At 74.4% G+C, this 24,888-nt stretch carries 22 protein-coding genes; 11 read left to right on the top strand and 11 right to left on the bottom strand.

The window, feature by feature from the left end; genetic code table 11:
- Nucleotide 1 precedes the first annotated feature (1 nt).
- Genes ACL02U_RS04850 through ACL02U_RS04840 form a run of 3 tightly spaced genes read right to left on the bottom strand, consistent with a single transcriptional unit; the run spans nucleotide 2 to nucleotide 3,938 of the window.
- Nucleotides 2-1,843, bottom strand: a complete 1,842-nt coding sequence (locus ACL02U_RS04850; protein ID WP_412789359.1) for an L-aspartate oxidase — start codon at nucleotides 1,841-1,843, stop codon at nucleotides 2-4.
- A complete protein-coding gene (gene panC / locus ACL02U_RS04845) occupies nucleotides 1,840-2,832 on the bottom strand; it encodes a pantoate--beta-alanine ligase (RefSeq protein ID WP_412789358.1) in 993 nt (330 codons plus the stop codon). Before panC ends, ACL02U_RS04850 begins: the two co-directional genes overlap by 4 nt.
- The gene (locus ACL02U_RS04840; protein WP_412789357.1) at nucleotides 2,829-3,938 is read right to left on the bottom strand and encodes a DUF2520 domain-containing protein; all 1,110 of its coding nucleotides are present in this window, start codon (nucleotides 3,936-3,938) and stop codon (nucleotides 2,829-2,831) included. The genes panC and ACL02U_RS04840 overlap by 4 nt, the downstream gene beginning before the upstream one ends.
- Nucleotides 3,939-4,220: 282 nt before the next feature.
- Between ACL02U_RS04840 and ACL02U_RS04835 the strand changes: the two genes are divergently transcribed.
- Nucleotides 4,221-5,402: a threonine aldolase family protein gene (locus ACL02U_RS04835; RefSeq protein ID WP_412789356.1), complete on the top strand. Its 1,182-nt coding sequence runs from the start codon at nucleotides 4,221-4,223 to the stop codon at nucleotides 5,400-5,402.
- Here the strand turns inward: ACL02U_RS04835 and ACL02U_RS04830 are convergent.
- On the bottom strand, nucleotides 5,386-5,739 hold the full coding sequence (locus tag ACL02U_RS04830; RefSeq protein WP_412789355.1) for a hypothetical protein: 354 nt from the start codon (nucleotides 5,737-5,739) through the stop codon (nucleotides 5,386-5,388). The two genes, ACL02U_RS04835 and ACL02U_RS04830, sit on opposite strands and share 17 nt — an antisense overlap.
- Nucleotides 5,740-5,922: 183 nt before the next feature.
- Between ACL02U_RS04830 and ACL02U_RS04825 the strand changes: the two genes are divergently transcribed.
- The gene (locus tag ACL02U_RS04825) at nucleotides 5,923-7,029 is read left to right on the top strand and encodes a DUF5937 family protein (RefSeq protein ID WP_412789354.1); all 1,107 of its coding nucleotides are present in this window, start codon (nucleotides 5,923-5,925) and stop codon (nucleotides 7,027-7,029) included.
- Between the two features lie 323 nt (nucleotides 7,030-7,352).
- Here the strand turns inward: ACL02U_RS04825 and ACL02U_RS04820 are convergent, their stop codons facing one another.
- The 3 genes from ACL02U_RS04820 to ACL02U_RS04810 all read right to left on the bottom strand — a co-directional run bounded on the left by ACL02U_RS04820 (nucleotide 7,353) and on the right by ACL02U_RS04810 (nucleotide 9,999).
- Nucleotides 7,353-8,012: an AAA family ATPase gene (locus ACL02U_RS04820; protein ID WP_412789353.1), complete on the bottom strand. Its 660-nt coding sequence runs from the start codon at nucleotides 8,010-8,012 to the stop codon at nucleotides 7,353-7,355.
- Between the two features lie 31 nt (nucleotides 8,013-8,043).
- On the bottom strand, nucleotides 8,044-8,715 hold the full coding sequence (locus ACL02U_RS04815) for a response regulator (protein WP_412789352.1): 672 nt from the start codon (nucleotides 8,713-8,715) through the stop codon (nucleotides 8,044-8,046).
- A gap of 81 nt (nucleotides 8,716-8,796) precedes the next feature.
- A complete protein-coding gene (locus tag ACL02U_RS04810; protein WP_412789351.1) occupies nucleotides 8,797-9,999 on the bottom strand; it encodes a sensor histidine kinase in 1,203 nt (400 codons plus the stop codon).
- 250 nt (nucleotides 10,000-10,249) lie between these two features.
- Here ACL02U_RS04810 and ACL02U_RS04805 point away from each other — a divergent pair, with 250 nt between their 5' ends.
- Complete coding sequence (locus tag ACL02U_RS04805; RefSeq protein ID WP_412789350.1) at nucleotides 10,250-11,350, top strand: SAM-dependent methyltransferase; 1,101 nt, start codon at nucleotides 10,250-10,252, stop codon at nucleotides 11,348-11,350.
- Nucleotides 11,351-11,539: 189 nt separating this feature from the next.
- Here ACL02U_RS04805 and ACL02U_RS04800 read toward each other — a convergent pair whose 3' ends face one another.
- Nucleotides 11,540-12,691 (bottom strand): NADH-quinone oxidoreductase subunit D, encoded by a 1,152-nt coding sequence (locus tag ACL02U_RS04800; protein WP_412789349.1) that lies wholly within the window; start codon nucleotides 12,689-12,691, stop codon nucleotides 11,540-11,542.
- Between the two features lie 31 nt (nucleotides 12,692-12,722).
- Between ACL02U_RS04800 and ACL02U_RS04795 the strand changes: the two genes are divergently transcribed.
- Together ACL02U_RS04795 and ACL02U_RS04790 are read left to right on the top strand one after the other, a co-directional pair.
- Complete coding sequence (locus ACL02U_RS04795; protein ID WP_412789348.1) at nucleotides 12,723-13,226, top strand: PH domain-containing protein; 504 nt, start codon at nucleotides 12,723-12,725, stop codon at nucleotides 13,224-13,226.
- 47 nt (nucleotides 13,227-13,273) lie between these two features.
- A complete protein-coding gene (locus ACL02U_RS04790) occupies nucleotides 13,274-14,659 on the top strand; it encodes a PH domain-containing protein (protein ID WP_412789347.1) in 1,386 nt (461 codons plus the stop codon).
- A 115-nt stretch (nucleotides 14,660-14,774) separates the two neighbouring features.
- On the opposite strand, the gene ACL02U_RS04785 is transcribed toward ACL02U_RS04790, so the two are convergent.
- The gene (locus ACL02U_RS04785) at nucleotides 14,775-16,151 is read right to left on the bottom strand and encodes a hypothetical protein (RefSeq protein WP_412789346.1); all 1,377 of its coding nucleotides are present in this window, start codon (nucleotides 16,149-16,151) and stop codon (nucleotides 14,775-14,777) included.
- 496 nt (nucleotides 16,152-16,647) lie between these two features.
- Here ACL02U_RS04785 and ACL02U_RS04780 point away from each other — a divergent pair, with 496 nt between their 5' ends.
- From ACL02U_RS04780 to ACL02U_RS04755, 6 genes are all read left to right on the top strand, one after another.
- On the top strand, nucleotides 16,648-18,459 hold the full coding sequence (locus ACL02U_RS04780) for a phosphatidylglycerol lysyltransferase domain-containing protein (protein WP_412789345.1): 1,812 nt from the start codon (nucleotides 16,648-16,650) through the stop codon (nucleotides 18,457-18,459).
- Nucleotides 18,460-18,542: 83 nt separating this feature from the next.
- Nucleotides 18,543-19,556 carry a dihydropteroate synthase gene (folP, locus tag ACL02U_RS04775; RefSeq protein ID WP_412789344.1) on the top strand — a complete coding sequence of 338 codons (1,014 nt, stop codon included), beginning with the start codon at nucleotides 18,543-18,545 and terminating at the stop codon, nucleotides 19,554-19,556.
- The gene (locus tag ACL02U_RS04770; RefSeq protein WP_412789343.1) at nucleotides 19,553-20,056 is read left to right on the top strand and encodes a nuclear transport factor 2 family protein; all 504 of its coding nucleotides are present in this window, start codon (nucleotides 19,553-19,555) and stop codon (nucleotides 20,054-20,056) included. Before folP ends, ACL02U_RS04770 begins: the two co-directional genes overlap by 4 nt.
- 260 nt (nucleotides 20,057-20,316) lie before the next feature.
- On the top strand, nucleotides 20,317-20,676 hold the full coding sequence (folB, locus tag ACL02U_RS04765; protein ID WP_412789342.1) for a dihydroneopterin aldolase: 360 nt from the start codon (nucleotides 20,317-20,319) through the stop codon (nucleotides 20,674-20,676).
- Nucleotides 20,673-21,284, top strand: a complete 612-nt coding sequence (gene folK / locus ACL02U_RS04760) for a 2-amino-4-hydroxy-6-hydroxymethyldihydropteridine diphosphokinase (protein WP_412789341.1) — start codon at nucleotides 20,673-20,675, stop codon at nucleotides 21,282-21,284. Before folB ends, folK begins: the two co-directional genes overlap by 4 nt.
- Before the next feature lie 90 nt (nucleotides 21,285-21,374).
- On the top strand, nucleotides 21,375-21,860 hold the full coding sequence (locus tag ACL02U_RS04755; RefSeq protein ID WP_412789340.1) for a DUF3180 domain-containing protein: 486 nt from the start codon (nucleotides 21,375-21,377) through the stop codon (nucleotides 21,858-21,860).
- A gap of 147 nt (nucleotides 21,861-22,007) precedes the next feature.
- On the opposite strand, the gene folE is transcribed toward ACL02U_RS04755, so the two are convergent.
- Together folE and ftsH are read right to left on the bottom strand one after the other, a co-directional pair.
- Nucleotides 22,008-22,613, bottom strand: coding sequence for a GTP cyclohydrolase I FolE (folE, locus tag ACL02U_RS04750; protein ID WP_412789339.1), 606 nt, complete (start codon nucleotides 22,611-22,613; stop codon nucleotides 22,008-22,010).
- A gap of 152 nt (nucleotides 22,614-22,765) precedes the next feature.
- On the bottom strand, nucleotides 22,766-24,805 hold the full coding sequence (gene ftsH / locus ACL02U_RS04745; RefSeq protein ID WP_412789397.1) for an ATP-dependent zinc metalloprotease FtsH: 2,040 nt from the start codon (nucleotides 24,803-24,805) through the stop codon (nucleotides 22,766-22,768).
- Between the last annotated feature and the right edge of the window lie 83 nt (nucleotides 24,806-24,888).

The following is a 24,888-nucleotide window of genomic DNA, read 5'->3' as shown; positions in this document are numbered from 1 at the left end:
GTCACTGCTCCTGGGGACGCTGGGTCGGGGGGAAGTCTGCGGTGTCGGTGGTGCGCACGGCCAGCGTGCGGTCCGGATTCAGCCGTACCACGATGTGGCGGCGCCAGTGCCCGTCGTCGCGGTCGGCGCGGTCCTCGCGCCAGTGGCAGCCGCGGGTCTCCTCCCGCAGCAGGGCGGCGGCGACCAGCACACGGGCGACGCACAGCAGGTTGGTGGCCTCCCAGGTGTCGACGCCCGGCTCCGCGGTCTTGCCGTTCTCGTCCAGGGCTTCCCGGGCCTCGGCGTGCAGCCGCTGCAGCCGGTCGGCGGCCTGCCGCAGGGAGCCGGCCGACCGGAGCACTCCCGCGCCGTCCGTCATGGTCCGCTGGATCGCGAACCGCGACTCGGGGGCGAGCAGGGGGTGCGCGGGGGTTTCCGGGTACGGGACCGGTCGCGGCAGGCGCCCGCCGGTACCGCCCCCGGCAGCGCCCCCGGTCCGGCCTGGCGCGCTGCCGGGCTCGGCCGCGGTCTCGGGCTCGGCGGTGGGCTCGGCCGCGGTCTCGGCGGTGGACGCGATGTCGGCGGCGATGCGCTCGGCGTAGACGAGGCCCTCCAGGAGGGAGTTCGACGCGAGCCGGTTCGCACCGTGCACGCCGGTGCAGGCGACCTCGCCGCAGGCGTACAGGCCGGGCACGGTGGTCCGGCCGTGCGCGTCGGTGCGCACTCCGCCGGAGGCGTAGTGGGCGGCCGGCGCCACCGGGATCGGCTCGCGCACCGGGTCGATGCCGTGGGCGCGGCAGGCGGCGAGGATGGTGGGGAAGCGGTGCTCCCACATCTCGGCGCCGAAGTGCCGGGCGTCCAGGAACATGTGCGCGGCACCCTGCTCCTGCATGCGCCGCGTGATGCCCTTGGCGACGATGTCCCGCGGCGCCAGCTCGGCCAGTTCGTGCTGCCCGACCATGAACCGCACGCCGTCGGCGTCGACGAGGTGGGCGCCCTCGCCCCGTACCGCCTCGGAGACCAGCGGCTGCTGGCCCTCGGCGTCCGGGCCCAGGAACAGCACCGTCGGGTGGAACTGGACGAACTCCAGGTCCGAGACCTCGGCGCCGGCGCGCAGCGCGAGCGCGACCCCGTCCCCCGTCGACACCGACGGGTTGGTGGTCGCCGAGAACACCTGCCCCATGCCGCCGGTCGCGAGGACCACGGCGGGCGCGTGCACGGCGCCCACGCCGTCGTGCTGGCCCTCCCCCATCACGTGCAGGGTCACGCCCGCGGTGCGGCCCTCGGCGTCCGTGAGCAGGTCCAGTACGAGGGCGTTCTCCACGGTGCGCAGTCCGCCCCGCGGACCGCCGCCGTCCCCGGCGGGCCGCGCTCCGCGCCCGGCACCGGCCGCACGGACCGCCGCGACCAGGGCGCGGGAGATCTCCGCGCCGGTCGCGTCGCCGCCCGCGTGCGCGATGCGGCGGCGGTGGTGGCCGCCCTCCCGGGTGAGCTGGATGCCGCCGGCCGCGTCGGTGTCGAAGTGGGCGCCGGTGGACATCAGCCGGCGGACCGCGTCGGGTCCCTCGGTGACCAGGATCCGCACGGCCGTCTCGTCGCACAGCCCCGCGCCCGCGACCAGGGTGTCGTCGAGGTGCTGCTCGGGGGTGTCGCCCTCGCCGAGGGCCGCCGCGATGCCGCCCTGCGCCCAGCGGGTGGAGCCGTCGTCGAGCCGGGCCTTGGTGACGACGACGGTGCGCAGGCCGGCGGCCTCGCAGCGCAGCGCCGCGGTCAGGCCGGCGACACCGGAGCCGACGACGACCACGTCCGCGGAGACGGACCAGCCCGGGGCGGGCGCGTGCAGTCGTATGCCTGTGGTCGTCACGAGGCGGCTCCGAAGGTGAGGGGGAGGTTGTCGATCAGCCGGGTCGTGCCGACCCGGGCGGCGACGGCGAGGACGGCCTCGCCGGTGAAGTCGTCCGCGATCTCGGTGAAGTCGGACGGGTCGACGAGGGCGAGGTAGTCCAGCGCCAGCGGCGGCACCAGCCGGGCGGCCTCGTCCAGGACCAGGCGGGCCGCGGCCCGCACGGCCGCCGGTCCTCCCGGTACGGCCCTGGCCATGGCGTGTGTGTCGGCGGCCGCGCGGGACTCGCCGAGGGCGCTGAGCGCCTCGGCACGGGCCTGCGTGGCGGGCAGCTCGCGGGCCCGGGCGCGCAGCGCCTCCTGCGCCGCGTGCCGGTCGCCGCCGGCGAACAGCGCCTGGGACAGGGCGAGCGCGGTGCGCCGCTCCGCCGCCGAGAGGTAGCGGTTTCGGCTGGACAGGGCGAGCCCGTCCTCCTCGCGCACGGTGGGCACCGCGACGACGTCGACGCCGAAGTTCAGGTCGCGCACCATACGGCGGATCAGGGCGAGCTGCTGGGCGTCCTTCTGCCCGTACAGCGCGGTGTCCGGGCGGGTGAGGTGGAGCAGTTTGGCGACGACGGTGAGCATGCCGTCGAAGTGGCCGGGGCGCGAGGCGCCCTCCAGGCGCTCCCCCATGGGGCCCGCGCTGATCCGGACCTGGGGTTCGCCGCCCGGGTAGACCTCCTCCACCGACGGCGCGAAGACCACGTCGGCGCCCGCCTGCTCGGCGACCTTCAGGTCGGCCTCCAGGGTGCGCGGGTAGCGGTCCAGGTCCTCGCCCGCTCCGAACTGGAGCGGGTTGACGAACACCGTGACGACGACCTCGCCGTCCGGGCCGGCGATCTCGCGGGCGGTGCGCACCAGGGTGGCGTGGCCCTCGTGCAGGGCGCCCATGGTCATCACGGCGACGCGGGGGCCGGTACGCGGGCGGTCGTTCAGGTCGCCGGCGGTGCGCAGCAGAGCGGCGGTCATCGGGCACCCCCTCCGGGGCCGTCGGTGTCGCCCGGCCCGTCCGGGCCGTCCGCGTCCTCGGGGCGCGCGGTGCCGTCCGGGCGTGCGGTGCCGTCCGGTCCGTCCGGGCGTGCGGTGCCGTCCGGGCCGTCCGGACGCTGCGGAGCGTCCGGACGCTGCGGGCCGGCCGTTCCGCGGGCGCGGTCGGACGCGGCGGGACCGCCGGCCCCGTGGGCGAGCACGCCCAGCAGGTCCTCGGCGAGCTCCGGCTTCAGCAGTCCGTGGGCGAGCGCCCGGTCGGCGGTCGCACGCGCCATCGCCAGGTACCCGGCGACGGTCTGCGGGGCGTGCCTGCGCAGCTCCGTCACGTGCGCCGCGACCGTGCCCGCGTCCCCCCGCGCGACGGGACCGGTGAGGGCCGCGTCACCGGAGCGCAGGGCGTTGTCGAGGGCGGCGCCGAGCAGCGGGCCGAGCATCCGGTCCGGGGCCGCCACCCCGGCGTCCCGCAGCAGCTCCATGGCCTGTGCCACCAGCGTGACCAGGTGGTTCGCGCCCAGCGCGAGTGCCGCGTGGTACAGCGGGCGCTGCTCCTCGGCGATCCACTCCGGCTCACCGCCCATCTCGATGACCAGGGCCTCGGCGGCCAGCCGCAGCTCCTGGGGCGCGGTCACCCCGAACGAGCAGCCGGCCAGGCGCTGCACGTCGACCGGGGTGCCGGTGAACGTCATGGCCGGGTGCAGGGCCAGCGGGAGCGCGCCCGCGCGCAGGGCGGGTTCCAGTACCCGCGCGCCGTACCGCCCGGAGGTGTGCACGAGGAGCTGTCCGGGCCGCACGGCGCCGGTCTCGGCGAGCCCCGCAACGAGCCCGGGCAGCACGTCGTCCGGGACGGTCAGCAGCACCAGGTCGGCGTGGCTCAGGACGTCGGCCGGCGCCATCAGCGGCACCTCGGGGAGCAGCTGCGCCGCCCGCCGCCGGGAGGCGTCGGACACTCCCGACACGGCCACCGGGCGGTGTCCGGCGAGCCGGAGGGACGCCGCCAGCACGGGGCCCACCCGCCCGGCGCCCACGACGCCGACGGTGAGCCGCGCGGGGCGGTCACTGGGATCTGGCTGTTGGCTTGTACTCACGCGACGGTGGCCTTCCCGTTCCAGTCCGCTCCGGGTACCGGACGATTTCTCGTCATGTTAACGCGATCTGTTCGAGCGGTCTCCGTTCGTCCACAGGCTGTGGGCTTCCGCACGTCCGGCACCCCGCACGGCACGGCGCGCCCGCTCGCGGGGGAACCGCCGGTCGGAGCGGTCCCGGAGGTCGTGGGGATCCGGCACGCGCCCGCTCGCGGGGGAATCAGCCGCCCGGCCGCGGGAAAACCGGGCTGCCCGCCCGGCACGGCAGCAGGCATGATCCGGGGCATGACCGACACGGCACAGCACGACGAGGAAGGTCCGACGGCCCCGCCGCTGGACGAGCGGCGGATCGCCGCCCAGCGAACGGCACGGCGCACCCTGTCCCGGGCCGGCTTCACCCGGTCGATCCGCGAGCGGCTCGCCCACCTCCAGGAGGCGGCCGGACAGGTGTACGACCTGGACGGGCCCCCGGACGTCTACGGCAACCGCGTCGTGGAGTCGCTGGAGGAGCGGGTCGCCGGACTGCTGGGCACCGAGGCGGCCGCGTTCTTCCCGACGGGCACGATGGCGCAGCAGGTCGCGCTGCGCTGCTGGGCGGGCCGCACCGGCGACACCGCCGTCGCCCTGCACCCGCTCGCCCACCCCGAGGTGCACGAGCGCGGCGCCCTCACCGCGGTCAGCGGACTCCGCACCGTGCACCCGACCAGGGAGCCGCGGCTGCCGACGGCCGAGGAGGTGCGCGACTTCCCGGAGCCCTTCGGGACGCTGATGCTGGAACTCCCCCTCCGGGACGCCGGATTCGTGCTGCCCACCTGGGAGGAACTGACCGAGGTCGTCGAGGCGGCCCGGGAGCGGGACGCGGTGGTCCACTTCGACGGCGCGCGCCTGTGGGAGTCCACCACCCACTTCGGCCGCCCCCTCGACCGGATCGCCGGCCTGGCCGACAGCGTCTACGTGTCGTTCTACAAGTCCCTCGACGGCCTCGGCGGCGCCGCGCTCGCCGGCCCCCGCACGCTGACCGAGGAAGCGAAGACCTGGCGGCACCGCTACGGCGGGCTGCTGTTCCAGCAGTTCCCCACGGCGCTGTCGGCCCTCGTCGGCCTGGAGCGCGAGCTGCCCCGGCTGCCCTCGTACGTGGCCGGTGCACGCATGGTCGCCGCCGCCCTGCGCGAGGGGTTCGCCGAGGCGGGGACGGCGTGGGCGCGGGTGCACCCGCAGGAGCCGCACACCCACCAGTTCCAGGTCTGGCTGCCGTACGAGCCCGAGGTCCTCGTCGAGGCGGCGGTGCGACAGGCGGAGGAGACCGGGACGCTGCTGTTCGGCGGGGTGTGGTCGCGCGGCGGTCCGGGACTGTCGTTCACCGAGGTCTCGGTGCGGGCCGCGGGCCTGGAGTGGACCGCGGACGACGTCCGGGCCGCGGTCGGCGCCTTCGCCGGGCGCCTGGCGGAGCTCAGCAGCCGCCCGTAGCGCGGGAGGCGCGGACGAGGCGGCGCAGCCGGCGGCCCGGCACCCGGCGCCACCGTCCGCGGCCGGGCTCCCCGCGGCCCGGCTCCCCGCGGCCCGGAGGGTCGGCGGGCACGGCGTCCGGCACGGCGTCCGGGCCCGGGGCACCGGAACCCTCCTGCCCGCCCCGGGGGCCGTCCCGGCCGGAGCCGTCCCGTACTCGGGCCCGCAGGCCGTCCGGGGCGGTGCCGCGCAGTTCGCGCACGGCCTGCCAGGCTTCCGGGCCGGGCGCGGGCGGCCGGAGCGCGCCGTGCGGCCGGCCGTGCCGGAGGTCGAGGAGGTACTGCTGGGTGATGCTCATGGCGATCCGCCCGTCGGTAGGGGTGAGCCGGCTACGGCCTCGGCGAGGGGGAGGCTGCTCCGGAAGGCTCCGCGGCCGCCCCGGCGATCCCACGGTGCGCCCGGCCGCCGGGGAAGTCCCGTCGTTTGACGGTCCGCGTCAAACGACGGGGGCGCTGTCGGTGGCCGGGTGCACCATGGGGGCATGAGCGTGAGCATCGACATCGGCGGACTGCCCCCGGACCGCGTCCGGGTCGTGCCCTCACCGCTGGCAGAGCTGGGCATGGCCCTGCACGCGCTCAGCGAGCCGGGCCACCATCCGCACTCGCAGGGGTGGGCCACCGCGACCGCGGCCGGGCTGGAGGCGTGCCTCGCCGACCGGTTGTGCGAGGCGGACTTCCTGTGGCGCACGACGTTCTCCGACGTCTTCGCACCGTTTGCCGGGATTCCCGGCGGGAGCGCCGTGCCGGGTGCCACCCTCGCCGAGGAGCTCGACCTGCTGGACAAGCTGACGGACGACCAGTTCGCCCTGGCCGCACTGGAGTTCACCTGCCACGCCCCGTACGGCACGGGGCCCGAACCGAGCCCGCTGCGCGACGCGCCGACGCGGCGGCGCGCCCTGGACATGGCCGCGGCGCGCGGCAGCGTGCAGGAGCGGTTCGCCCGCAGGCTGCTGGACGACCCACCGGCGGTGCGGGCCTGGTTCCGGCAGCTCGTGGAGGACTGCGAGGAGGCGTTCTTCGCCGACGTCTGGGCCCGGGTCCGCCCCCAGCTCGCCGCGGACGCCCGGCACCGGACCGAACTCCTGCGCCGCAAGGGCCTCGCGGAGGCGCTCGCCTCGGTGTCCAGTGCGCTGACGCTGGACGAGGAGGCCGCGACGGTCACGGTCGACAAGCTCGTCGTGGGCCGGACGGCCACCGGTGGCGGCGGACTGGTGCTGGTGCCGACCAGCCTCGGGCGCCCGCATCTGACCGTGCTGCACCGCTACGGCTGGCAGCCCGCCCTGACCTACCCGGTCACCGGCACCCGCCCGCAGGCACCGACCGTCGAGCAGCTCACCCTCCGCCTGGACGCGCTGGCCCACCCGGTGCGGATGCGGCTGTGCCGGCAGCTCGCCCGCACCTCCCAGACCACGACCGAGCTGGCGCAGTCCCACGGCATGTCCGCTCCGGAGATATCCCGGCACCTGGGGCTGCTGAAGAAGGCCGGGCTGGTCACCACCCGGCGGCGCGGACGGTACGTCCTGCACCAGTTGGACATGGGCACGGTGGCCCGGCTGGGCAGCGACTTCCTGGAGGGCATACTGCGCTAGCGTCCGCCGCGCGGACCGCGCCCGGGGCACCGCCCAGCAGGCTCCGGCGGACGATCCCGGACCCTTCCGCGGTCAGCCCGCCCCCACGGGCGGGGCACCCGCGGACAGGGGACGGTGGACGAACCACGGATCGGCGGGGAACCGCGAATAGGCGGCGCCGCCATCGGGCCAGGGCGCGGCTCCGACGGGCGTCCTGCCGCCGTGCCGCACGCCGTTGTCCGCCGTCACCACCGCCGGCGCACGGTCGGCGGCCACGGTCGGCGGCCACGGTCGGCGACCGCTGCCGGCGACCGCTTGCCGGCGGCGCCTCGGCCGGTCTCCGGTCAGTCGCAGCGGATGTGCCGGACGCTCACCGCGGTCTGCCGCAACCGCGTCCGCAACCGCCCCTCCCTGTTGGGCCTGAGCGTCAGCCCCGCCAGCACGGCGATCCGGTCGGCGGTCTTCGGCACGGTGGAGTGGTCGGTCCACAGATGCTCGGCGAACTCCGGCTCCCGCAGCCGTTCCAGGCAGCGGTCCAACCGCTGCACCGCCCAACTCTCCGGCCGGGGACCGGTGTTCCTCGTCCCGAGGCGCCCGAGCAGGTGGCCGGGGCCGCGCTCGCGCAACCGCTTCAGCACCGTCTCGCGCTCGGCGAGCAGCGTGAAGTGCTTGACGTCGTGGCCGAGTTCGCGCAGCCGCCCCACCGTCTCGGCGTAGTGGCCGGAGTCCGTGACGGTCATCGGGGCGATCACCACACCGTCGTGCCCGGTGAGGGCGAGGTCGAGGACCTCGACGACCCCCTGCCGCCAGGACACCAGGTCCCGGAAGTCGTCCAGCAGGGGCTTTCCACCGCCCGCTCCCCTCAGTTCGGGCGGCAGCACGCGGCGCAGGCCGAAGCCGGCGAGCTCGGGGTCGCAGACGACGCTGCCCGGCAGGCGTCGACGTATCTCGTGTGCGGTCTGTGTCTTGCCGCCCCCGAAGGGGCCGTTGATCCACAGGAGCATGCGCAGACCCTACCGACGCCCGCCGCGCCGGTCAGCCCTGTCCGCCGGCCCGGACCAGACCGGTCTCGTACGCCAGCACGACCACCTGCACGCGGTCCCTGAGACCCAGCTTGGTGAGGATGCGTCCGACGTGCGTCTTCACCGTCGCCTCGGACAGCACCAGCCGGGCCGCGATCTCCCCGTTCGACAGTCCCTGGGCGACCAGCACCATGACCTCGCGTTCGCGGTCGGTGAGCCGGTCCAGCTCCTCGCGCCGGGGCTCGCGGCCGGTGGTCGGCAGCATCGGGGCGAACCGGTCGAGCAGCCGCCGGGTGGTGGAGGGCGCGACGACCGCGTCGCCGCTGTGCACGGCGCGGATCGCGCCGAGCAGGTCGCCCGGCGGCACGTCCTTGAGCATGAAACCGGAGGCTCCCGCCTTCAGTCCGGAGAAGGCGTACTCGTCGAGGTCGAACGTGGTCAGGATGAGCACCTTCGGCGGGTCCGGCTCGGCGCAGACGCGGCGGGTGGTCTCCACCCCGTCCAGCTTCGGCATGCGCACGTCCATGAGCACCACGTCGACGGCGGTGGAGCGCAGCACCTGGAGCGCCTCGACACCGTCGCCCGCCTCCGCGACGACCTCCATGTCGGGCTGGGCCGCGAGCACCATCCGGAACCCGGTGCGCAGCAGCACCTGGTCGTCGACGAGCATCACGCGGATCGTCATCGGGTTCCTCTTCCGTGGTCCGTGTCGGATGTCGGTGGCAAGCATGGCGGATGTCGGCGGCGAGCGCGGCGGAGCCGGCGCTCAGGCGGCCGGCTTGAGCGGCAGCAGGGCGCTGATGCGGAACCCGCCGCCGGGGCGCGGTCCGGCGTCCAGGGTGCCGCCGACCATGCCGACCCGCTCCCGCATGCCGATCAGGCCGTGGCCCCGGCCGTCGGTGCCGCCCTCCTCGCACAGCTCGTGCGGGGCGCCCTTGCCGTCGTCCTCGACGAGCAGTCCGAGGCCGTCGTCGAAGTAGACCAGGCGCACGCTGGCGCCGGTGTCGGGCCCGCCGTGCTTGCGGGTGTTGGTCAGCGCCTCCTGCACGATGCGGTACGCGGTCAGCTCGACACCGCTGGGCAGCGGGCGCGGGGTGCCCTCCACCCTGAAGTCGACGGGCAGCCCGGAGCCGCGGCACTGCTCGACCAGTTCCTCGATCTGCTCGACGTCGGGCTGCGGAACGTACTCGCCGGCCTCCTGGTGCTCGCCGGTGCGCAGCACGCCCAGCAGGCGGCGCATCTCGGCGAGGGCCTGGCGGCCGGTGGAGGAGATCGTCTCCAGCGCCTTCCTGGCCTGGTCCGGTGCCGTGTCGAGGACGAAGGCGGCGCCGTCGGCCTGCACCACCATCACCGACACGTTGTGCGCGACCACGTCGTGCAGCTCGCGTGCGATCCGGGCGCGTTCGGCGGCCACGGCCACCTTGGCCTGCGCCTCTCGCTCCTTCTCCAGCCGGGCGGCGCGCTCCTCCAGTTGCGCGAAGTACGCGCGGCGGGTGCGCAGGGCGTCGCCGAGGACCCAAGCGAGCGCGAACGGCACCGTCTGGAACATCACGATCGCCAGGTTGCCGGCCAGTCCCGTGCCCGCGTTCGGCCAGCGGATCTGGGCCACGGTCGCCGCGCCGAGTCCGGTGGCGAGGGCCAGCCTGGAGGCCCAGCGCTCACCGGTGGCGGCCACCGTGTAGACGATCACCAGCAGCGCGAAGTCGGCGGTCCGGATCCGCACGTCGAGGGCGAGCTGGGCGACGCCGAGCGCGACGGCCAGCAGCAGCATCTTCTCCGGCAGGCGCCGCCGCAGCGCGACCACCAGGGACAGCAGCAGCAGGAGCGGGTAGACCCGCCCCTGGGCGTGGCTGCCGGCCGTCTCCCGGTGCGTGTCCTCCACCATGGCCGAGATCACGAGCAGCACGACGGCCCAGAAGCCGTCGACCCACGTCGGGTGTCTGCGGAGGAAGTCGTAGAGGCGCTGCACGTAACCCAGAGTAGGAAAGCGTGGTGCGTGCAGGAGTCAACCGGAGGGCCGATACGTGCCCGGGGCGCGTACTCCGCAAGGTGGAGGTGGTGATCACCTGTACGCCTAGTCTGTGCGGGTCGCCGGCGCACCCGGACGTGTCGCCGGCACGCTGCGGGGCGCGCCGCGGGGCGTACGGCAGGAGGGGGCGCCGACCCGGGCGCGGTGCGGTGTGTGCGGAACACGGGCGGGGCAGGAAGCGAGGCGGGCAGTGGCGCGGAGCGAGGCGGCGGACCGGGTTCCGGGCGGGTGGCGCGGCTGGCGGGAGGCGGCACGGACGGCGCTGTACGGGCCGGACGGCTTCTACCGGCGGCCGGAGGGGCCGGCCGGGCACTTCCGCACGTCCGTGCATGCCTCGCCGCTGTTCGCGCGGGCCGTGGCGCGGCTGCTGTGCCGGGTCGACGAGTCGCTCGGCCGCCCCGACCCGCTGGACTTCGTCGACATGGCCGCCGGCCGGGGGGAGCTGGCGGCCGGGGTGCTCGCCGCGCTGCCCGCCGGGGTGGCCGCCCGTACCCGCGCCTGCGCCGTCGAGATCGCCGACCGGCCCGCGGGCCTCGACCCGCGCATCGGCTGGCGGCGCGAACCGCCGCGCGGGGTCACGGGGCTGCTGTTCGCCAACGAGTGGCTGGACAACGTGCCGGTGGACGTCGCCCAGGTGGATCCGGCCGGTACCGTCCGGCTGGTGCTCGTCGCACCCGACGGTGCCGAACGCCTCGGACCGCCGGTGTCGGGCGGGGACGCCGCGTGGCTGACGCGGTGGTGGCCGCTGCCGGCCGAGGAAGGGCTGCGGGCGGAGATCGGGTGGCCCCGGGACGCCGCCTGGGCGTCCGCCGTCGGCTGTCTGACGCGGGGGCTGGCGGTGGCCGTGGACTACGCGCACACGGCGGGCGCCCGCCCTGCGTTCGGCACGCTCACCGGTTTCCGGGAGGGCCGCGAGACGGCGCCGGTGCCGGACGGCTCCTGCGACATCACGGCACACGTGGCGCTGGACGCCTGTGCGGAGCGGGCGGAGGCCGAGACGCGCGTCCGGTGTCCGGCGCGCACCGAGGACACGCGGTCGGGGCGCACACTCCAGGTGCACCCCCCGCAGGCGCACGCCCCTTCGGGCCCGCGCCTGCTCACCCAGCGGGAGGCGCTGCACGAGCTGGGCCTCTCCGGCGCACGCCCTCCGATCGCCCTCGCGTCCACCGACCCCGCCGCCTATGTGCGCGCGCTCGCGGGCGCCGGCGAGGCCGCCGAACTCACCGCACCGGGCGGACTGGGCGACTTCGGGTGGCTGATCCAGCCGGTGGGCGTCCCGCCCGCCTGGTGAACGCCGCCCGGCGCCCGCTTGGGCCACGGCCGCGGCCGCGGCCGGACGGAACCCGCACGGCACAGCGGCGGGCCGCCGGGGGCGGACCGGCACCCCTGGCAGACCGGTCGGCCGGGGAGGCGGGCCGCCCGGCGAGACGCGCCGCCCGGGCAGACGCGCCGCCCGGGAAGGCGGGCCCGCGGTGGGGGCCTACTTGTCGATGTCGCCGACCACGAAGAACATCGACCCCAGGATCGCGACCATGTCCGCCACCAGCGTCCCGGGCAGCAGTTCGGTCAGCGCCTGGATGTTGTTGTACGACGCGGACCGCAGCTTGAGCCGGTACGGGGTCTTCTCGCCCTTGCTGACGAGGTAGTAGCCGTTGATCCCGAGAGGGTTCTCGGTCCAGGCGTAGGTGTGCCCCTCGGGTGCCTTCAGGACCTTCGGCAGGCGCTGGTTGATCGGGCCGGGCGGCAGCTCGGCCAGCCGGTCGAGACAGGCCCCGGCCAGGTCGAGCGCGTTGTGCGTCTGCTCCAGGAGGCACTCGAAGCGGGCGAGGCAGTCGCCCTCGCTCCGGGTCACCACCTTCAGGGTGTCCCGCAGCTCCCCGTAGGCGAGGTAGGGCTCGTCGCGGCGCAGGTCGAAGTCGACGCCGGAGGCGCGCGCCAGCGGACCGCTCACGCCGTAGGCGTGCACGGCCGCGGCGGTGAGGGCGCCCACGCCGCGCGTGCGCCCCCGGAAGATCTCGTTGCCGAGGACCAGGTCGTCGAAGACGTCCATGCGGGAGCGGACGGCCTCGACCGCGGCGCGCGCCCGGCCCGTCCAGCCGGCCGGCAGATCCTCCTTGAGGCCCCCGACCCGGTTGAACATGTAGTGCATACGGCCGCCGGAGACCTCCTCCATCACGTTCTGGAGCACCTCGCGCTCCCGGAACGCGTGGAACACCGGGGTGATGCCGCCCAGCTCCAGCGGATACGAGCCCAGGAACATCAGGTGGTTGAGCACCCGGTTCAGCTCGGCGAGCAGCGTCCGCGTCCACACCGCCCGCTCGGGGACCTCCATGCCGAGCATCCGCTCCACCGCGAGGACCACGCCCAGCTCGTTGGAGAACGCCGACAGCCAGTCGTGCCGGTTGGCGAGCACGATGATCTGCCGGTAGTCACGCGCCTCGAACAGCTTCTCCGCGCCGCGGTGCATGTAGCCGACCACCGGCTCGGCGCTCCTGATGCGCTCGCCGTCCAGCACCAGCCTCAACCGGAGCACGCCGTGCGTGGACGGGTGCTGCGGCCCGATGTTGAGCACCATGTCGGTGCTCTCCGCGGCGCCGCCGATGCCGACAGTGGTCTCCGTCGTGGGAGTCATGGCCACAGTCTCTCTTACGTACGCTGGCGGAATGGAGACGGGGAGCCCGCACGCCGTGGAGAACACCGGAGCCGAACCGGCATGGACGGCACTGCCGCCGGGCCTGCTGAGGATGCGGCGCATGCTGCTGGTGTGGTGGCTGGGCCTGCTCACCCTGGCCGCCGGGCTGCTGCCGGGCCTGCTCGCGGGGCCCGCCTGGGCGGCCCTCGCGCTGCTGCCGCTGGCGGCGGGGGCCTGGGGCTGGGTGCTGATCGGCCGCAACTGGCGCTCCTGGCGGTACGCCGAACGAGCCGACGACCTGCTGATCAGCCGGGGCGTGCTGTGGCGCGAGGAGACCGTCGTGCCGTACGGGCGCATGCAGCTCGTCGAGGTCACCTCCGGGCCGGTCGAACGGCGCTTCGGGCTGGCCAGTGTCCAGCTGCACACCGCGGCCGCCGCCACCGACGCGGCGATCCCCGGGTTGCCCCCGGCTGAGGCGGAACGCCTGCGGGACCGGCTCAGCGAGCTGGGCGAGGCCCGATCGGCGGGGCTGTGACGGCGCCGGGTGAGCGGGCGGGCGCGGCTGAGACCGCCAACGGGCCGATGACCACCACCGGGGACGAGAGGCCGGAGACCACCGCCGGGGAGCCGGCCGTGCCCGGGGGCGTGCCCGGGGGCGTGCCGCCGGGGTCGCGGCCGGTGGCCGAGCAGCGGCTCCATCCGGTGACACCGCTGCGACGGGCCTGGGCGCCCCTCGCGGTGGTCGCCGGGTGGGCCGTGCACGACCCGGACCAGGCCCAGCACCAGTTGGCCCGGCTGACCACGGCCACCCTTCTGATCGCACTGGCCGTGATCCTCCCGGCGGCGGCCCTGTACGGCTTCCTGACGTGGTGGTTCACCCATTTCGCGGTGACCGACTCCGAACTGCGCATCCGTACCGGCCTGCTGTTCCGGCGCACCGCGCACATCCGGCTCGAACGCCTCCAGGCGGTCGACGTCACCCAGCCGCTGCTCGCGCGGTTGGCGGGCGTGGCCAAGCTCAGGTTGGACGTCGTCGGCGCCGAGAAGAGGGACGAGTTGGCCTTCCTCGGGGAGCGTGAGGCGCGCGCGCTCCGCGCCGAGCTGCTGGCCCGCGCGGCGGGATTCGCGCCCGAGACGGCACACGAGGTCGGTGAGGCGCCGGCCCGCGAGCTGCTGCGCGTGCCCCCGCGCGTGCTGGCCGGCGCGCTGCTGCTGACGGGTGCCACCTGGGGCTCGCTGCTCGCCGCGCTCCTGGTACCGCCGCTGCTGTGGCTGGGAACCCACAACCTGTGGACGGTCCTCGCGGTCGCGGTGCCGCTGCTGGGGACGGCGGGGGCGAGCAGCGTGGGGCGGTTCGCCCGCGAGTACGACTGGACGGTGAGCGAGTCGCCGGACGGACTGCGCATCGACCACGGGCTGCTGGACCGGCTCCACGAGACGGTCCCGCCGGGCCGGGTGCAGACGGTGCGGCTGGTGGAGCCGCTGCTGTGGCGGCGGCTCGGCTGGGTGCGGGTGGAACTGGCCGTGGCCGGCTCGTCGAACTCGGTCCTGCTGCCGGTCGCGCCCCGCGGGATCGCCGAGTCCGTGGTCGCGCGGGTACTGCCCGGGGTGGCGGTTCCGCCGGACTCCGCGTTCGCCCGCCCGCCCCGGCGCGCCGGACGCTGCGTGCCCGTGTGGTGGCGCGGGTACGGCCTGGCCGTCACCGAGGCGGTGTTCGCCGCCCGGCACGGTCTGCTGCGCCGCAGACTGGCCCTGGTCCCGCACGCGAAGGTGCAGAGCGTCCGGCTGTCCCGGGGACCGTGGGCACGGTGCTGGCGGGTCGCCGACGTGCACGTGGACACCGGGGCCGGGAGGACCGTCACGGCCCGCCTCCGGGACGCCGGCGAGGCGGCCCGGCTGCTCGGCGCCCAGGCGGAGCGCTCACGCACCGGACGGCGGGATGCGCGGCCGGACCGCTGGATGGCCTGACCGGCACGGTGCGGGCGGCCCGCCCGCACCTCGGCCCGCCCACGCCTCGGCCCGCCCACGCCTCGGCCCGCCCACGCCTCGGCGCGCGACCGGGCGGCCGTGCCGGCGCCGTGCGTCACGAGACCGCGCTGCGCAGCCCCTGCAGATCGATCTGCTCCGTCTCGTCGTGGGCCGTCAGGTCGATGACCTGTCCGACGCCGCGCGCGTCCGGGTCCGCTCGCTTGAATCCCGCCTCGGCCTCCGCCTTGTGCACAGCCAGCGCCTCCTCGCCGACGACGTCGGCGAGGTCCTGGTTCTGCACCGCCTCCAGGGCGTCCGGCGTCGGGGCGGCCTTCGTGGCGTTCTTCGTGCCGAAGAAGTCGAACCCTCCCTCGGCCACCGGACGCCGTCGGGGCGCGGGCGGCGCCACGGCCACTGCGGTCGGCACGGTGAAGTGGCCGCCGGAACGCGGGGCCGCGGGGCCGGCCGGCGCCACGGCGGACTCCGGCGCCGGTTCGGCGGCGGGTTCCGGCGCCGGTTCGGCGGCGGGTTCCGGCGCCGGTTCGGCGGCGGATTCGGGCACCGCGGCAGGCGGCTCGATGACGGCGGCCGCACGCGCGTGGGCGTCGGCCGCCTCGGGCTTCCCCGCTGCCTCGTCCTCCTGCTCGCCCCGGGCGGACGCGCCGCCGCGGCCGCCGGGCTCTCCGGAGGCGGCGCCCGGCTCCGCGGCCCCGCGTTCCGGCGGGGTGCCGGTGCCGTGCTGCGCCGCGGTCCGCTCCGCCGGCCGCCCGCTCTGCGCGGCCCGGCTCTCGACAAGGCGGGACAGCGCGTCGTTGGCGCGCAGGAAGAGGCGGGAGCCCTCCGGCGAGAAGACCGCCGTGACCGCGGGGTCCTCGGCGCCGGCCGCTCCGGCCCCGGCCCCGGACGGGGCGGTGTGCGCCGCGCCGCCCGCCACCGCGGACTCGGGCGTCTCGGCGGCCCCGGTGCCGGGGGCCCGGGAGGTGTCGGCGCGGTCCTCGGCACCGGCCGGCGCCGGCGGCAGCGCGCGCGACGACGGCGCCGCCTCTATCTCCAGTCGGCGGCGGCCCTCCAGGGCGCTGGCCCGCTCGGTCTCCGCGGTCGCGTACCGGCGCAGCAGCGCCGCGTGCTCGTTGCGCAGCCCGGCGAGTTCGGCGCGCTTGGCGCGCAGCCGCTGCTCCAGCTTGCCGCGCAGTTCGCGCGACTCGTCGAGGTCGGTCTCCAACTCGGCGATCCGTTCCTCGTGCCGCCACTCGTCACTCGCACGCGCGCGCGTGAGGTCGGCGACCCGCTTGCCCGCCTGTCCGTCCCACCGGCGCATCACGGCGGCTCCGACCAGAGCGGTCGCCGCGGCGACCGCTGCCAGAGTGCGCAGCACCGTGATGTGCGTGAAGACCCAGGGACCGAGCGCGCAGACGACCGAGACGCCTGCGATCGCCGAGGGAGGCAGCAGCCTGTGCAGAGGCGGTGAATGGCGGTGACGTCCACGTGGCATGGCCAGAAACTTACCGCGCGTATGCGGTCCGCGGTGCCCTGCGTCGTAAAAAGACAGCGACGTCGCAGCCTTCACACCGCATCAGGTGAGCGGCTTGTGAACGCCCGGCGGACGGAAGCCCACCCGACCGCTCCGGCGGCTTCGGAGCGGTCGGGCGCCGGCACGCCGGACGGCGTCCTCCACCGCCCGTCCTCCAGGGCGCCGCCGTCCGTCCGTCAGGGCTCCGCGACCCGTCCTCCAGGGCTCCGCGACCCGTCCTCCAGGGCTCCGCGGCCCGTCCGCCGCACCAGCCGGGCCGCCTCGCTGTGCGGTCCCTTGCCGAAGGCTTGACCCGGACTTTCCCCAGTCGTTGTGGGGGCTTTGAGCGAATGAGCGAACCTGTCCCCCGATGACGCCGTCATAGAGGGCGCAATGTCGCCGGATGTCCAGAAGGACGCCGGATCCAAGGTCTCTCGCAGAAGCACGGAATGCGATGTCTGTCAGGGAAAATGGGGATATGCCGAGTGGAGTTCCGCTCCGTTCCAGCCGCGTGGGCAACCTGGTACGCGGACCGCGCCCCGAGGCGGTTCCCCACCTCGTGGGCAGGGCCTGCGCGCTCGTGGGCCTGCTGGACGTCGCCGCGGGCATCTTCCCGCGCTTCCGGCACAGCCGTATGCACGCGCTGACCGAGGTGCTGCCCGGCTCCTTCGGACCCTTCGCCGCCGCGCTCTCGCTCAGTGCGGGGGTGCTGCTGCTTCTGCTCGCCCACGGCCTCAAACGCGGCAAGCGGCGCGCCTGGCGCGCGGCCGTCGCGCTGCTGCCGGCCGGCGCCGCGGCACAGTTCACCTACCGGCACTCGATCGTCGGCGTGCTGGTCTCGCTCGCGCTGCTCGCACCGCTGGTCGTGCACCGCGACCAGTTCGCCGCGCTCCCCGACCCGCGCAGCCGGTGGCGGGCGCTGGCCAACTTCGTCCTGATGAGCGCCGGGTCCCTCGCCCTCGGGCTGGTCATCGTCAGCGTCCACCCGCACCACACGGTGGGCGACCCGAGCCTCGCCGACCGCCTGACGCACGTGCTCTACGGGCTGTTCGGCTTCGAGGGGCCCGTCGACTACCGGGGCGACGCCTCCTGGACGGTCGCCTTCTCGCTGGGCGCCCTGGGCCTGATCACCGCCGTCACCACCATCTACCTGGCGTTCCGGCCCGAGCACCCCGCCGCCCGGCTGACCGAGGAGGACGAGGCCAGACTGCGTGCCCTGCTCGACAGGCACGGAGGCCGGGACTCGCTCGGCCACTTCGCGCTCCGGCGCGACAAGGCGGTGGTGTTCTCCCCCAGCGGCAAGGCCGCGGTGACCTACCGGGTCGTCTCCGGCGTGATGCTCGCCAGCGGCGACCCCCTCGGCGACGTGGAGGCCTGGCCCGGCGCCATCGAACGCTTCATGGACGAGGCCAAGGCGCACTCCTGGACGCCCGCCGTCATGGGCTGCTCGGAGACCGGTGGCGAGGTGTGGACCCGCGAGACCGGACTGGACGCCCTCGAACTGGGCGACGAGGCGGTGGTGGACGTCGCGGATTTCTCGCTCGCCGGTCGCGCGATGCGCAACGTGCGCCAGATGGTCAAGCGCATCGAGCGCGCCGGCTACGAAACGCGGGTCCGCCGTGTCCGTGACCTCGGCGAGGCCGAACTGGAGCGGATCCGGCGGGCCGCCGACGGCTGGCGCGGCACGGACACCGAGCGCGGCTTCTCCATGGCCCTGGGCCGCATCGGCGACCCCGCCGACGGCGACTGCCTGGTCGCCACCGCCCACAAGCCCGACGCCGAGCCCGGCCCGTACGGCGACCTGAAGGCCGTGCTGCACTTCGTTCCCTGGGGAGGGGACGGCGTCTCCCTGGACCTGATGCGCCGCGACCGCTCCGCCGACGCGGGGATGAACGAACTGCTCATCGTGGCCGCCCTGCAGGCCGCCCCGAAGTTCGGTGTCACGCGCGTGTCCCTCAACTTCGCGATGTTCCGCTCGGCACTGGCCCGCGGGGAGAAGATCGGCGCGGGCCCTGTGCTGCGCGCCTGGCGGGGGCTGCTGGTGTTCCTCTCCCGCTGGTTCCAGATCGAGTCCCTGTACCGGTTCAACGCCAAGTTCCGGCCGCGCTGGGAGCCGCGCTTCGTCGTCTACCGGACCTCCGGCGACCTGCCGCGCATCGGGCTCGCCGCGATGCAGGCGGAGGGGTTCCTCGACCTGGCCCTGCCGCTGCCGCGCTTCCTGCGCCGCCGCGCCGCCGCCCCGATGCCGTGCGCACACCGGGTCGCGGAGGCGGAGGTCCGCACGGTCTGACCCGGTACGCCCCGCTCCGGGCGGTGCCGGCGTCCGATCGGGCCGTACGGCGGCGCCTCCCCGCCGGGGCCTACGCTGAACGTATGAGCAATCTCAGCGGACGCGGGAGCGTCGCGGGCCTCCCCGCTTGGGGCCGCTGCGCGGTCATGGGGGTCGTCAACGTGACCCCCGACTCCTTCTCCGACGGCGGCCGCTGGTTCGACACGACGGCGGCCGTCAAGCACGGCCTCGACCTGGTGGCCCGGGGCGCCGACCTGGTCGACGTCGGCGGCGAGTCGACCCGGCCCGGCGCCACCCGCGTCGACGAGGCCGAGGAACTGCGGCGCGTCATCCCCGTCGTGCACGGTCTCGCCTCCGAGGGCGTGGTCGTCTCCGTGGACACCATGCGGGCCTCGGTCGCCGAGCGGTCCCTGGCGGCCGGCGCCTCGCTGGTCAACGACGTCAGCGGCGGTCTCGCCGACCCCGCGATGATCCCGGTCGTCGCGGACGCCGGGGCACCGTTCGTCGTGATGCACTGGCGCGGCTTCCTGCAGGGCGGCAACGTGAAGGGCGTCTACGCCGACGTCGTCACCGAGGTCGTCGACGAGCTGCGCGCGCGGGTCGAGACGGTCCTGGACGGCGGCATCGCCCCGGACCGCGTGGTCGTCGACCCCGGCCTGGGCTTCTCCAAGGACGCCGAGCACGACCTGGCCCTCCTCTCCCACCTGGACCGGCTGCTGGGGCTCGGCCACCCGGTGCTCGTCGCCGCGTCCCGCAAGCGGTTCCTCGGCCGGGTGCTGGCCGGCGCCGAGGGCGCTCCGCCGCCGGCCCGGGAACGGGACGCCGCCACCGCCGCCGTCTCGGCACTGGCGGCGCACGCCGGCGCGTGGGCGGTGCGCGTGCACGAGGTGCGCGCGACGGCGGACGCGGTACGGGTCGCACGCGCCGTGGAGGAGGCGCGCACCGAAGGACACGCGCTGGGCGCGGGCGCCACCGGCCCGGCGCACGGCCCCCGCCACGCGGCCGGCGCGTCCGGCGCGGGCGGGGAGGGCGGGGAGGGCGTCTCCGGTCCGGCGGTGCGGGACGGCCTCCCGCACGGCGCAGAAGGAGACCGGTGAGCGCCCCCCACACGGACGTCGAGCAGGTGGAGTCCGCCAACACCGCCTTCTACGAGGCACTGGAGCGGGGCGACTTCGAGGAGGTGTCCGCGCTCTGGCTCACCCCGTCGGACCTCGGTGTCGACGAGGAGTACCACGACCCCGCCGACGCCGGCGTGGTCTCCTGCGTGCACCCCGGCTGGCCGGTGCTGACCGGTCGCGGCGAGGTCCTCAGGTCGTACGCGCTGATCATGGCGAACACCGACTACATCCAGTTCTTCCTCACCGACGTGCATGTCTCGGTCACCGGCGACACCGCTCTGGTCACCTGCACGGAGAACATCCTCAGCGGCGGTCCCGCTCCCTCCGACGGGGAGGAGCTGGGCCCTCTCGTCGGGCAGCTGGTGGTCGCCACCAACGTGTTCCGCCGCACCCGGGCAGGCTGGAAGCTCTGGTCCCACCACGCCTCCCCCGTACTGGCCGAGAACGACGAGGACGAAGCCGACGAATCCCCCGCATGAGGGGTACCCGCGCACCGCGCCCCCGCCACAAGGACCAATCCGCGGTTGGAGGCCCGAGCCCGCGGGTAGGGGCGGCTACCAACCCGTGAGCCGCCGGGTTTCCCGAGGGAAACGCACGGTGAACCCTTCAGGATCCGGCCCGGCCCGGTGCCCCCGCGGCCCGGTCCTGTCAGTGCCCGCAGGTAGATTCGACTGAGACCGGCCCGCCGCCCGCACCCGGTGGGCCCCGGTCGCCACCGACGATTGCAGGAGTGATTCGCGTGGATCGTGTCGCGCTGCGCGGCCTGAGGGCCCGCGGGCACCACGGCGTGTTCGCCAGGGAGCGCGAGGAGGGCCAGACCTTCGTCGTGGACCTCGTCCTCGGTCTGGACACCCGGCCGGCCGCCGCCGACGACGACCTCGCGAAGACCGTGCACTACGGCATCGTGGCCGAGGAGGTGGTGGCCGTCGTCGAGGGCGAGCCCGTCGACCTCATCGAGACGCTCGCCGAGCGCATCGCCCAGACCTGCCTCAAGCACGAGGGGGTCGACGAGGTCGAGGTCTGCGTCCACAAACCGGACGCCCCGATCACCGTCCCCTTCGACGACGTGACCGTCACCATCACCCGGAGCCGAGTATGACCGCGTCCTTCACGCAGGGTCACAGCGACCCGACCGTCCAGCCGGTGCCGGCCTCCGTCGTCGAGAAGGTGGACGCCGCCGACAGCACCCTGCACAACCCCCAGTGGGCGGTGCTCGCCCTCGGCTCCAACCTCGGCAACCGCCTGGAGAACCTCCAGGGCGCGGTCGACGCCCTGGAGGACACCCCGGGCCTGCGCATCAAGGCCGTCTCACCGGTCTACGAGACGGAGCCGTGGGGGGTGGACCCCGGCAGTCAGCCCGCGTACTTCAACGCGGTCGTGCTGCTGAAGACGACACTCCCGCCGTCCTCCCTGCTGGAGCGGGCGCACGCGGTCGAGGAGGCCTTCCACCGGGTGCGGGACGAGCACTGGGGCCCGCGCACCCTCGACGTAGACATCGTCGCCTACGCCTCGGTCGTCTCCGACGACCCGCAGCTCACCCTCCCCCACCCGCGCGCCCACGAACGCGCCTTCGTCCTGGCCCCCTGGCACGACGTGGACCCCTCGGCGCAGCTCCCGGGCCGGGGAGCCGTCGCCGGACTGCTCGACGCGGTCACCCGGGCGGGCGTGCAGCCCCGCGAGGACCTGGAACTCCGGCTGCCCGAGTAGTCGTTAAGGTCGAGACGACCACTGGGACACGTGGCGGCCGCACACGGACGGGGTGCGCCTCGACCACCGCCCGGGAGCTGAAGGGACACCGTGAAAGAGCTGCGCATCAGAGTGCTGGTCGGCGTGTTCGTCGTCGCGGGGATCCTGTCCTGGGCGGGAGCCCGGCTGTGGAACGCGCTCGGGACCCTCCCCAGCGTTCCGCTGGCGGCCCCGATCGTCCTGGCCCTGATCGCCGTGGTGCTGCTCGCCACGGCGCTGTCGCTGCGAGCGCGTCTGAAGGCCCAGCGGGACCGCCGCCCGGAGGCCAAGGGCGTCGACCCGCTGATGGCGGCGCGAGCGGTCGTCTTCGGCCAGGCCAGCGCCCTGGTGGCGGCGCTCGTCGCCGGCATGTACGGCGGCACCGGTGTCTTCCTGCTGGAGAAGCTGGCGATCCCCGCCCGCCGCGACCAGGCCATCTACGCCGGGTTCTCGGTGGTGGCGGGGATCGGTGTGATAGCGGCGGCCATCTTCCTGGAGCGGGTGTGCAAGCTGCCGGAGGACGACGACCGGGACCAGGGCGCGGCTTCGGCGGCCTGAGACGCAGGCGACGCCGCTGCCGCTCGGCGGTCCGCTGCGGGACGCCCGCCCCGACCGCCCGCAACAGGGCCGGATCGGCGGCACCGGCCCCGCCGTGACGGCTGCGCGACACCGGCTCGGGGTGCCCCCCGTGCCCGGTGAGCGGCCTCAGTGGGCCATGATCAGACTCATCGCCTCGTTGCGGGTCGCCGCGTCCCGCAGCTGTCCCCGCACCGCCGAGGTGATGGTCTTGGCGCCGGGCTTGCGAATCCCCCGCATGGACATGCACATGTGCTCGCACTCCACCACGACGATGACGCCGCGCGGCTCCAGGATCTCCATCAGGGAGTCCGCGACCTGCGTGGTGAGTCGTTCCTGCACCTGGGGCCGGCGGGCGTAGACGTCCACCAGCCGGGCCAGCTTGGACAGACCGGTGATCTTCCCGGTCGCCGACGGGATGTAGCCCACGTGGGCCACGCCGCGGAACGGCACCAGGTGGTGCTCGCAGGTGGAGAACACCTCGATGTCCTTCACCAGCACCATCTCGTCGTGCCCGAGATCGAACGTCGTCGTCAGCACGTCCTCGGGCTGCTGCCACAGGCCCGCGAATATCTCCCGGTACGCCCGCGCCACCCGTGCCGGAGTCTCCCGCAGGCCCTCGCGGTCCGGGTCCTCGCCGACCGCGACCAGCAGTTCGCGGACAGCGTTCTCGGCACGCTTCTCGTCGAACTCGGCGATCGTGCCCTCACTGTCCAGCGTCACGGGGTCGGTCATGGGGTTCCTCGTTCCTGTGCCTCACGCGCATGCGGTGCCGCACGCCCGGTCGCGGTCATACGGCGATGCCGCGCCCCCCAGGCTAGAACCCGGGGGGGCGCGGCATCCATTCCGGGACCCGGCAGGTCACCGGGCCGTAGGACCGGCTCGCGTCAGCCGTCCGTGCGGTCTTCCTTCGCCGGCTCACTCGCGGACGGCGGGTCCGCGGCCGTGGACTTCACGGTGCTGATCGCCGGGGCGGCGCCGTTCGCGCCGTTGGTCAGCGCGAGCTCCTTCGGGGAGAGCACCGGCGGGCGCGTCGACGGCGTACGCCGCGAGGAACCCGTCCAGGCGGGCCGCGGCGGCCGCTTGACGACCGGGGCGAAGATCTCGGCGATCTCCTCCTTGCCCAGGGTCTCCTTCTCCAGGAGGGCCAGGACGAGGTTGTCGAGCACGTCGCGGTTCTCGACCAGGATCTCCCAGGCCTCGTTGTGCGCGTTCTCGATGAGCTTCTTGACCTCCTCGTCCACCAGCGCGGCGACCTCCTCGGAGTAGTCGCGCTGGTGCGCCATCTCACGGCCGAGGAAGGGCTCGGAGTTGTCGCCACCGAACTTGATCGCGCCGAGACGCTCGGTCATGCCGTACTGGGTGACCATCGCGCGGGCCACGCTGGTGGCCTTCTCGATGTCGTTCGCCGCACCGGTGGTGGGGTCGTGGAAGACCAGTTCCTCGGCCGCCCGGCCGCCCAGCATGTAGCCGAGCTGGTCGAGCATCTCGTTCCGGGTGGTCGAGTACTTGTCCTCGTCCGGCAGCACCATCGTGTAGCCGAGGGCACGGCCGCGGGACAGAATCGTGATCTTGTGAACCGGGTCGGAGTTCGGTGAGGCCGCCGCGACCAGGGCGTGTCCGCCCTCGTGGTACGCGGTGATCTTCTTCTCCTTGTCCGACATGATCCGGGTCCGCTTCTGCGGGCCCGCCACGACGCGGTCGATCGCCTCGTCCAGCATCTGGTTGTCGATCAGCTTGTGGTTGCTGCGGGCCGTCAGCAGGGCGGCCTCGTTGAGCACGTTCGCCAGGTCGGCACCGGTCATGCCGGGCGTCCGCCGCGCGACGGCGTTCAGGTCGACGTCGGGGGCGACCGGCTTGCCCTTCTGGTGGACCTTGAGGATCTCCAGGCGGCCCTGCAGGTCCGGCGGGTCGACGGCGATCTGCCGGTCGAAACGGCCCGGACGCAGCAGCGCCGGGTCGAGGATGTCCGGCCGGTTGGTCGCGGCGATCAGGATGACGCCGCCCTTGACGTCGAAGCCGTCCATCTCGACGAGGAGCTGGTTCAGGGTCTGCTCGCGCTCGTCGTGTCCGCCGCCGAGGCCGGCGCCGCGATGGCGGCCGACCGCGTCGATCTCGTCGACGAAGACGATCGCCGGGGCGTTCGCCTTGGCCTGCTCGAAGAGGTCGCGGACCCGGGAGGCACCGACACCGACGAACATCTCGACGAAGTCCGAGCCGGAGATGGAGTAGAAGGGCACCCCGGCCTCGCCTGCGACGGCGCGGGCGAGCAGCGTCTTGCCGGTACCGGGGCGGCCGTACAGCAGCACGCCCTTGGGGATCTTGGCGCCGACGGCCTGGAACTTCGCCGGCTCCTGGAGGAACTCCTTGATCTCGTGCAGTTCCTCGACGGCCTCCTCGCAGCCCGCGACGTCGGTGAACGTCGTCTTCGGCGTGTCCTTGGTGATGAGCTTGGCCTTGGACTTGCCGAAGTTCATCACTCGGGAGCCGCCGCCCTGCATCTGATTCATCAGGAACAGGAACACGACGACGATGAGGACGAAGGGGAGCAGGGAGAGCAGAATGCCGACGATCGGGTTCTGCTTCGACGGCGAGACGGTGTAGCCGTCGGGAACCTGCTTGTTCTGGAACTTGTCTTGCAGTGTGTTGGCGACGGTCACGCCTTGGTCGCCGATGTAGCTCGCCTGGATCTTCGAGCTGCCGTTGACCTTGAAACCGTCCTTGAGCTGGACCTTGATGGTCTGCTCGTCGCCGGTCGTCAGCTTGGCCTGCTGGACCTTGTTCTCGTTGATCGCCGCCACGACCTGGCCGGTGTCCACCGTCTTGTAGCCGCCGGACGAGCCGACGACCTGCATCAACACGACCACGGCAAGGACGGCCAGCACGATCCACATGACCGGCCCACGGAAGTATCGCTTCACGTCCATCCACACGGAGCGGTGCCGCCCCGTCCCTCCTGCCATAGTGAGTTTGATAAGACAGTTCTTCCGACGGTACCCCAGCTTTGTCG

Source organism: Streptomyces sp. MS06, assembly GCF_047200655.1.
GTDB lineage: Bacteria > Actinomycetota > Actinomycetes > Streptomycetales > Streptomycetaceae > Streptomyces.
This window is presented reverse-complemented; position numbering and strand designations above follow the sequence as displayed.

Coding starts and splice junctions, on each gene's coding strand:
- panC (WP_412789358.1), bottom strand. CDS start 2,832: ATGACCGCCGCTCTGCTGCGCACCGCCGGCGACCTGAACGACCGCCCG.
- ACL02U_RS04835 (WP_412789356.1), top strand. CDS start 4,221: ATGACCGACACGGCACAGCACGACGAGGAAGGTCCGACGGCCCCGCCG.
- ACL02U_RS04830 (WP_412789355.1), bottom strand. CDS start 5,739: ATGAGCATCACCCAGCAGTACCTCCTCGACCTCCGGCACGGCCGGCCG.
- ACL02U_RS04825 (WP_412789354.1), top strand. CDS start 5,923: ATGAGCGTGAGCATCGACATCGGCGGACTGCCCCCGGACCGCGTCCGG.
- ACL02U_RS04820 (WP_412789353.1), bottom strand. CDS start 8,012: ATGCTCCTGTGGATCAACGGCCCCTTCGGGGGCGGCAAGACACAGACC.
- ACL02U_RS04815 (WP_412789352.1), bottom strand. CDS start 8,715: ATGACGATCCGCGTGATGCTCGTCGACGACCAGGTGCTGCTGCGCACC.
- ACL02U_RS04800 (WP_412789349.1), bottom strand. CDS start 12,691: ATGACTCCCACGACGGAGACCACTGTCGGCATCGGCGGCGCCGCGGAG.
- ACL02U_RS04795 (WP_412789348.1), top strand. CDS start 12,723: ATGGAGACGGGGAGCCCGCACGCCGTGGAGAACACCGGAGCCGAACCG.
- ACL02U_RS04790 (WP_412789347.1), top strand. CDS start 13,274: ATGACCACCACCGGGGACGAGAGGCCGGAGACCACCGCCGGGGAGCCG.
- ACL02U_RS04785 (WP_412789346.1), bottom strand. CDS start 16,151: ATGCCACGTGGACGTCACCGCCATTCACCGCCTCTGCACAGGCTGCTG.
- ACL02U_RS04780 (WP_412789345.1), top strand. CDS start 16,648: ATGCCGAGTGGAGTTCCGCTCCGTTCCAGCCGCGTGGGCAACCTGGTA.
- folP (WP_412789344.1), top strand. CDS start 18,543: ATGAGCAATCTCAGCGGACGCGGGAGCGTCGCGGGCCTCCCCGCTTGG.
- folK (WP_412789341.1), top strand. CDS start 20,673: ATGACCGCGTCCTTCACGCAGGGTCACAGCGACCCGACCGTCCAGCCG.
- folE (WP_412789339.1), bottom strand. CDS start 22,613: ATGACCGACCCCGTGACGCTGGACAGTGAGGGCACGATCGCCGAGTTC.
- ftsH (WP_412789397.1), bottom strand. CDS start 24,805: ATGGACGTGAAGCGATACTTCCGTGGGCCGGTCATGTGGATCGTGCTG.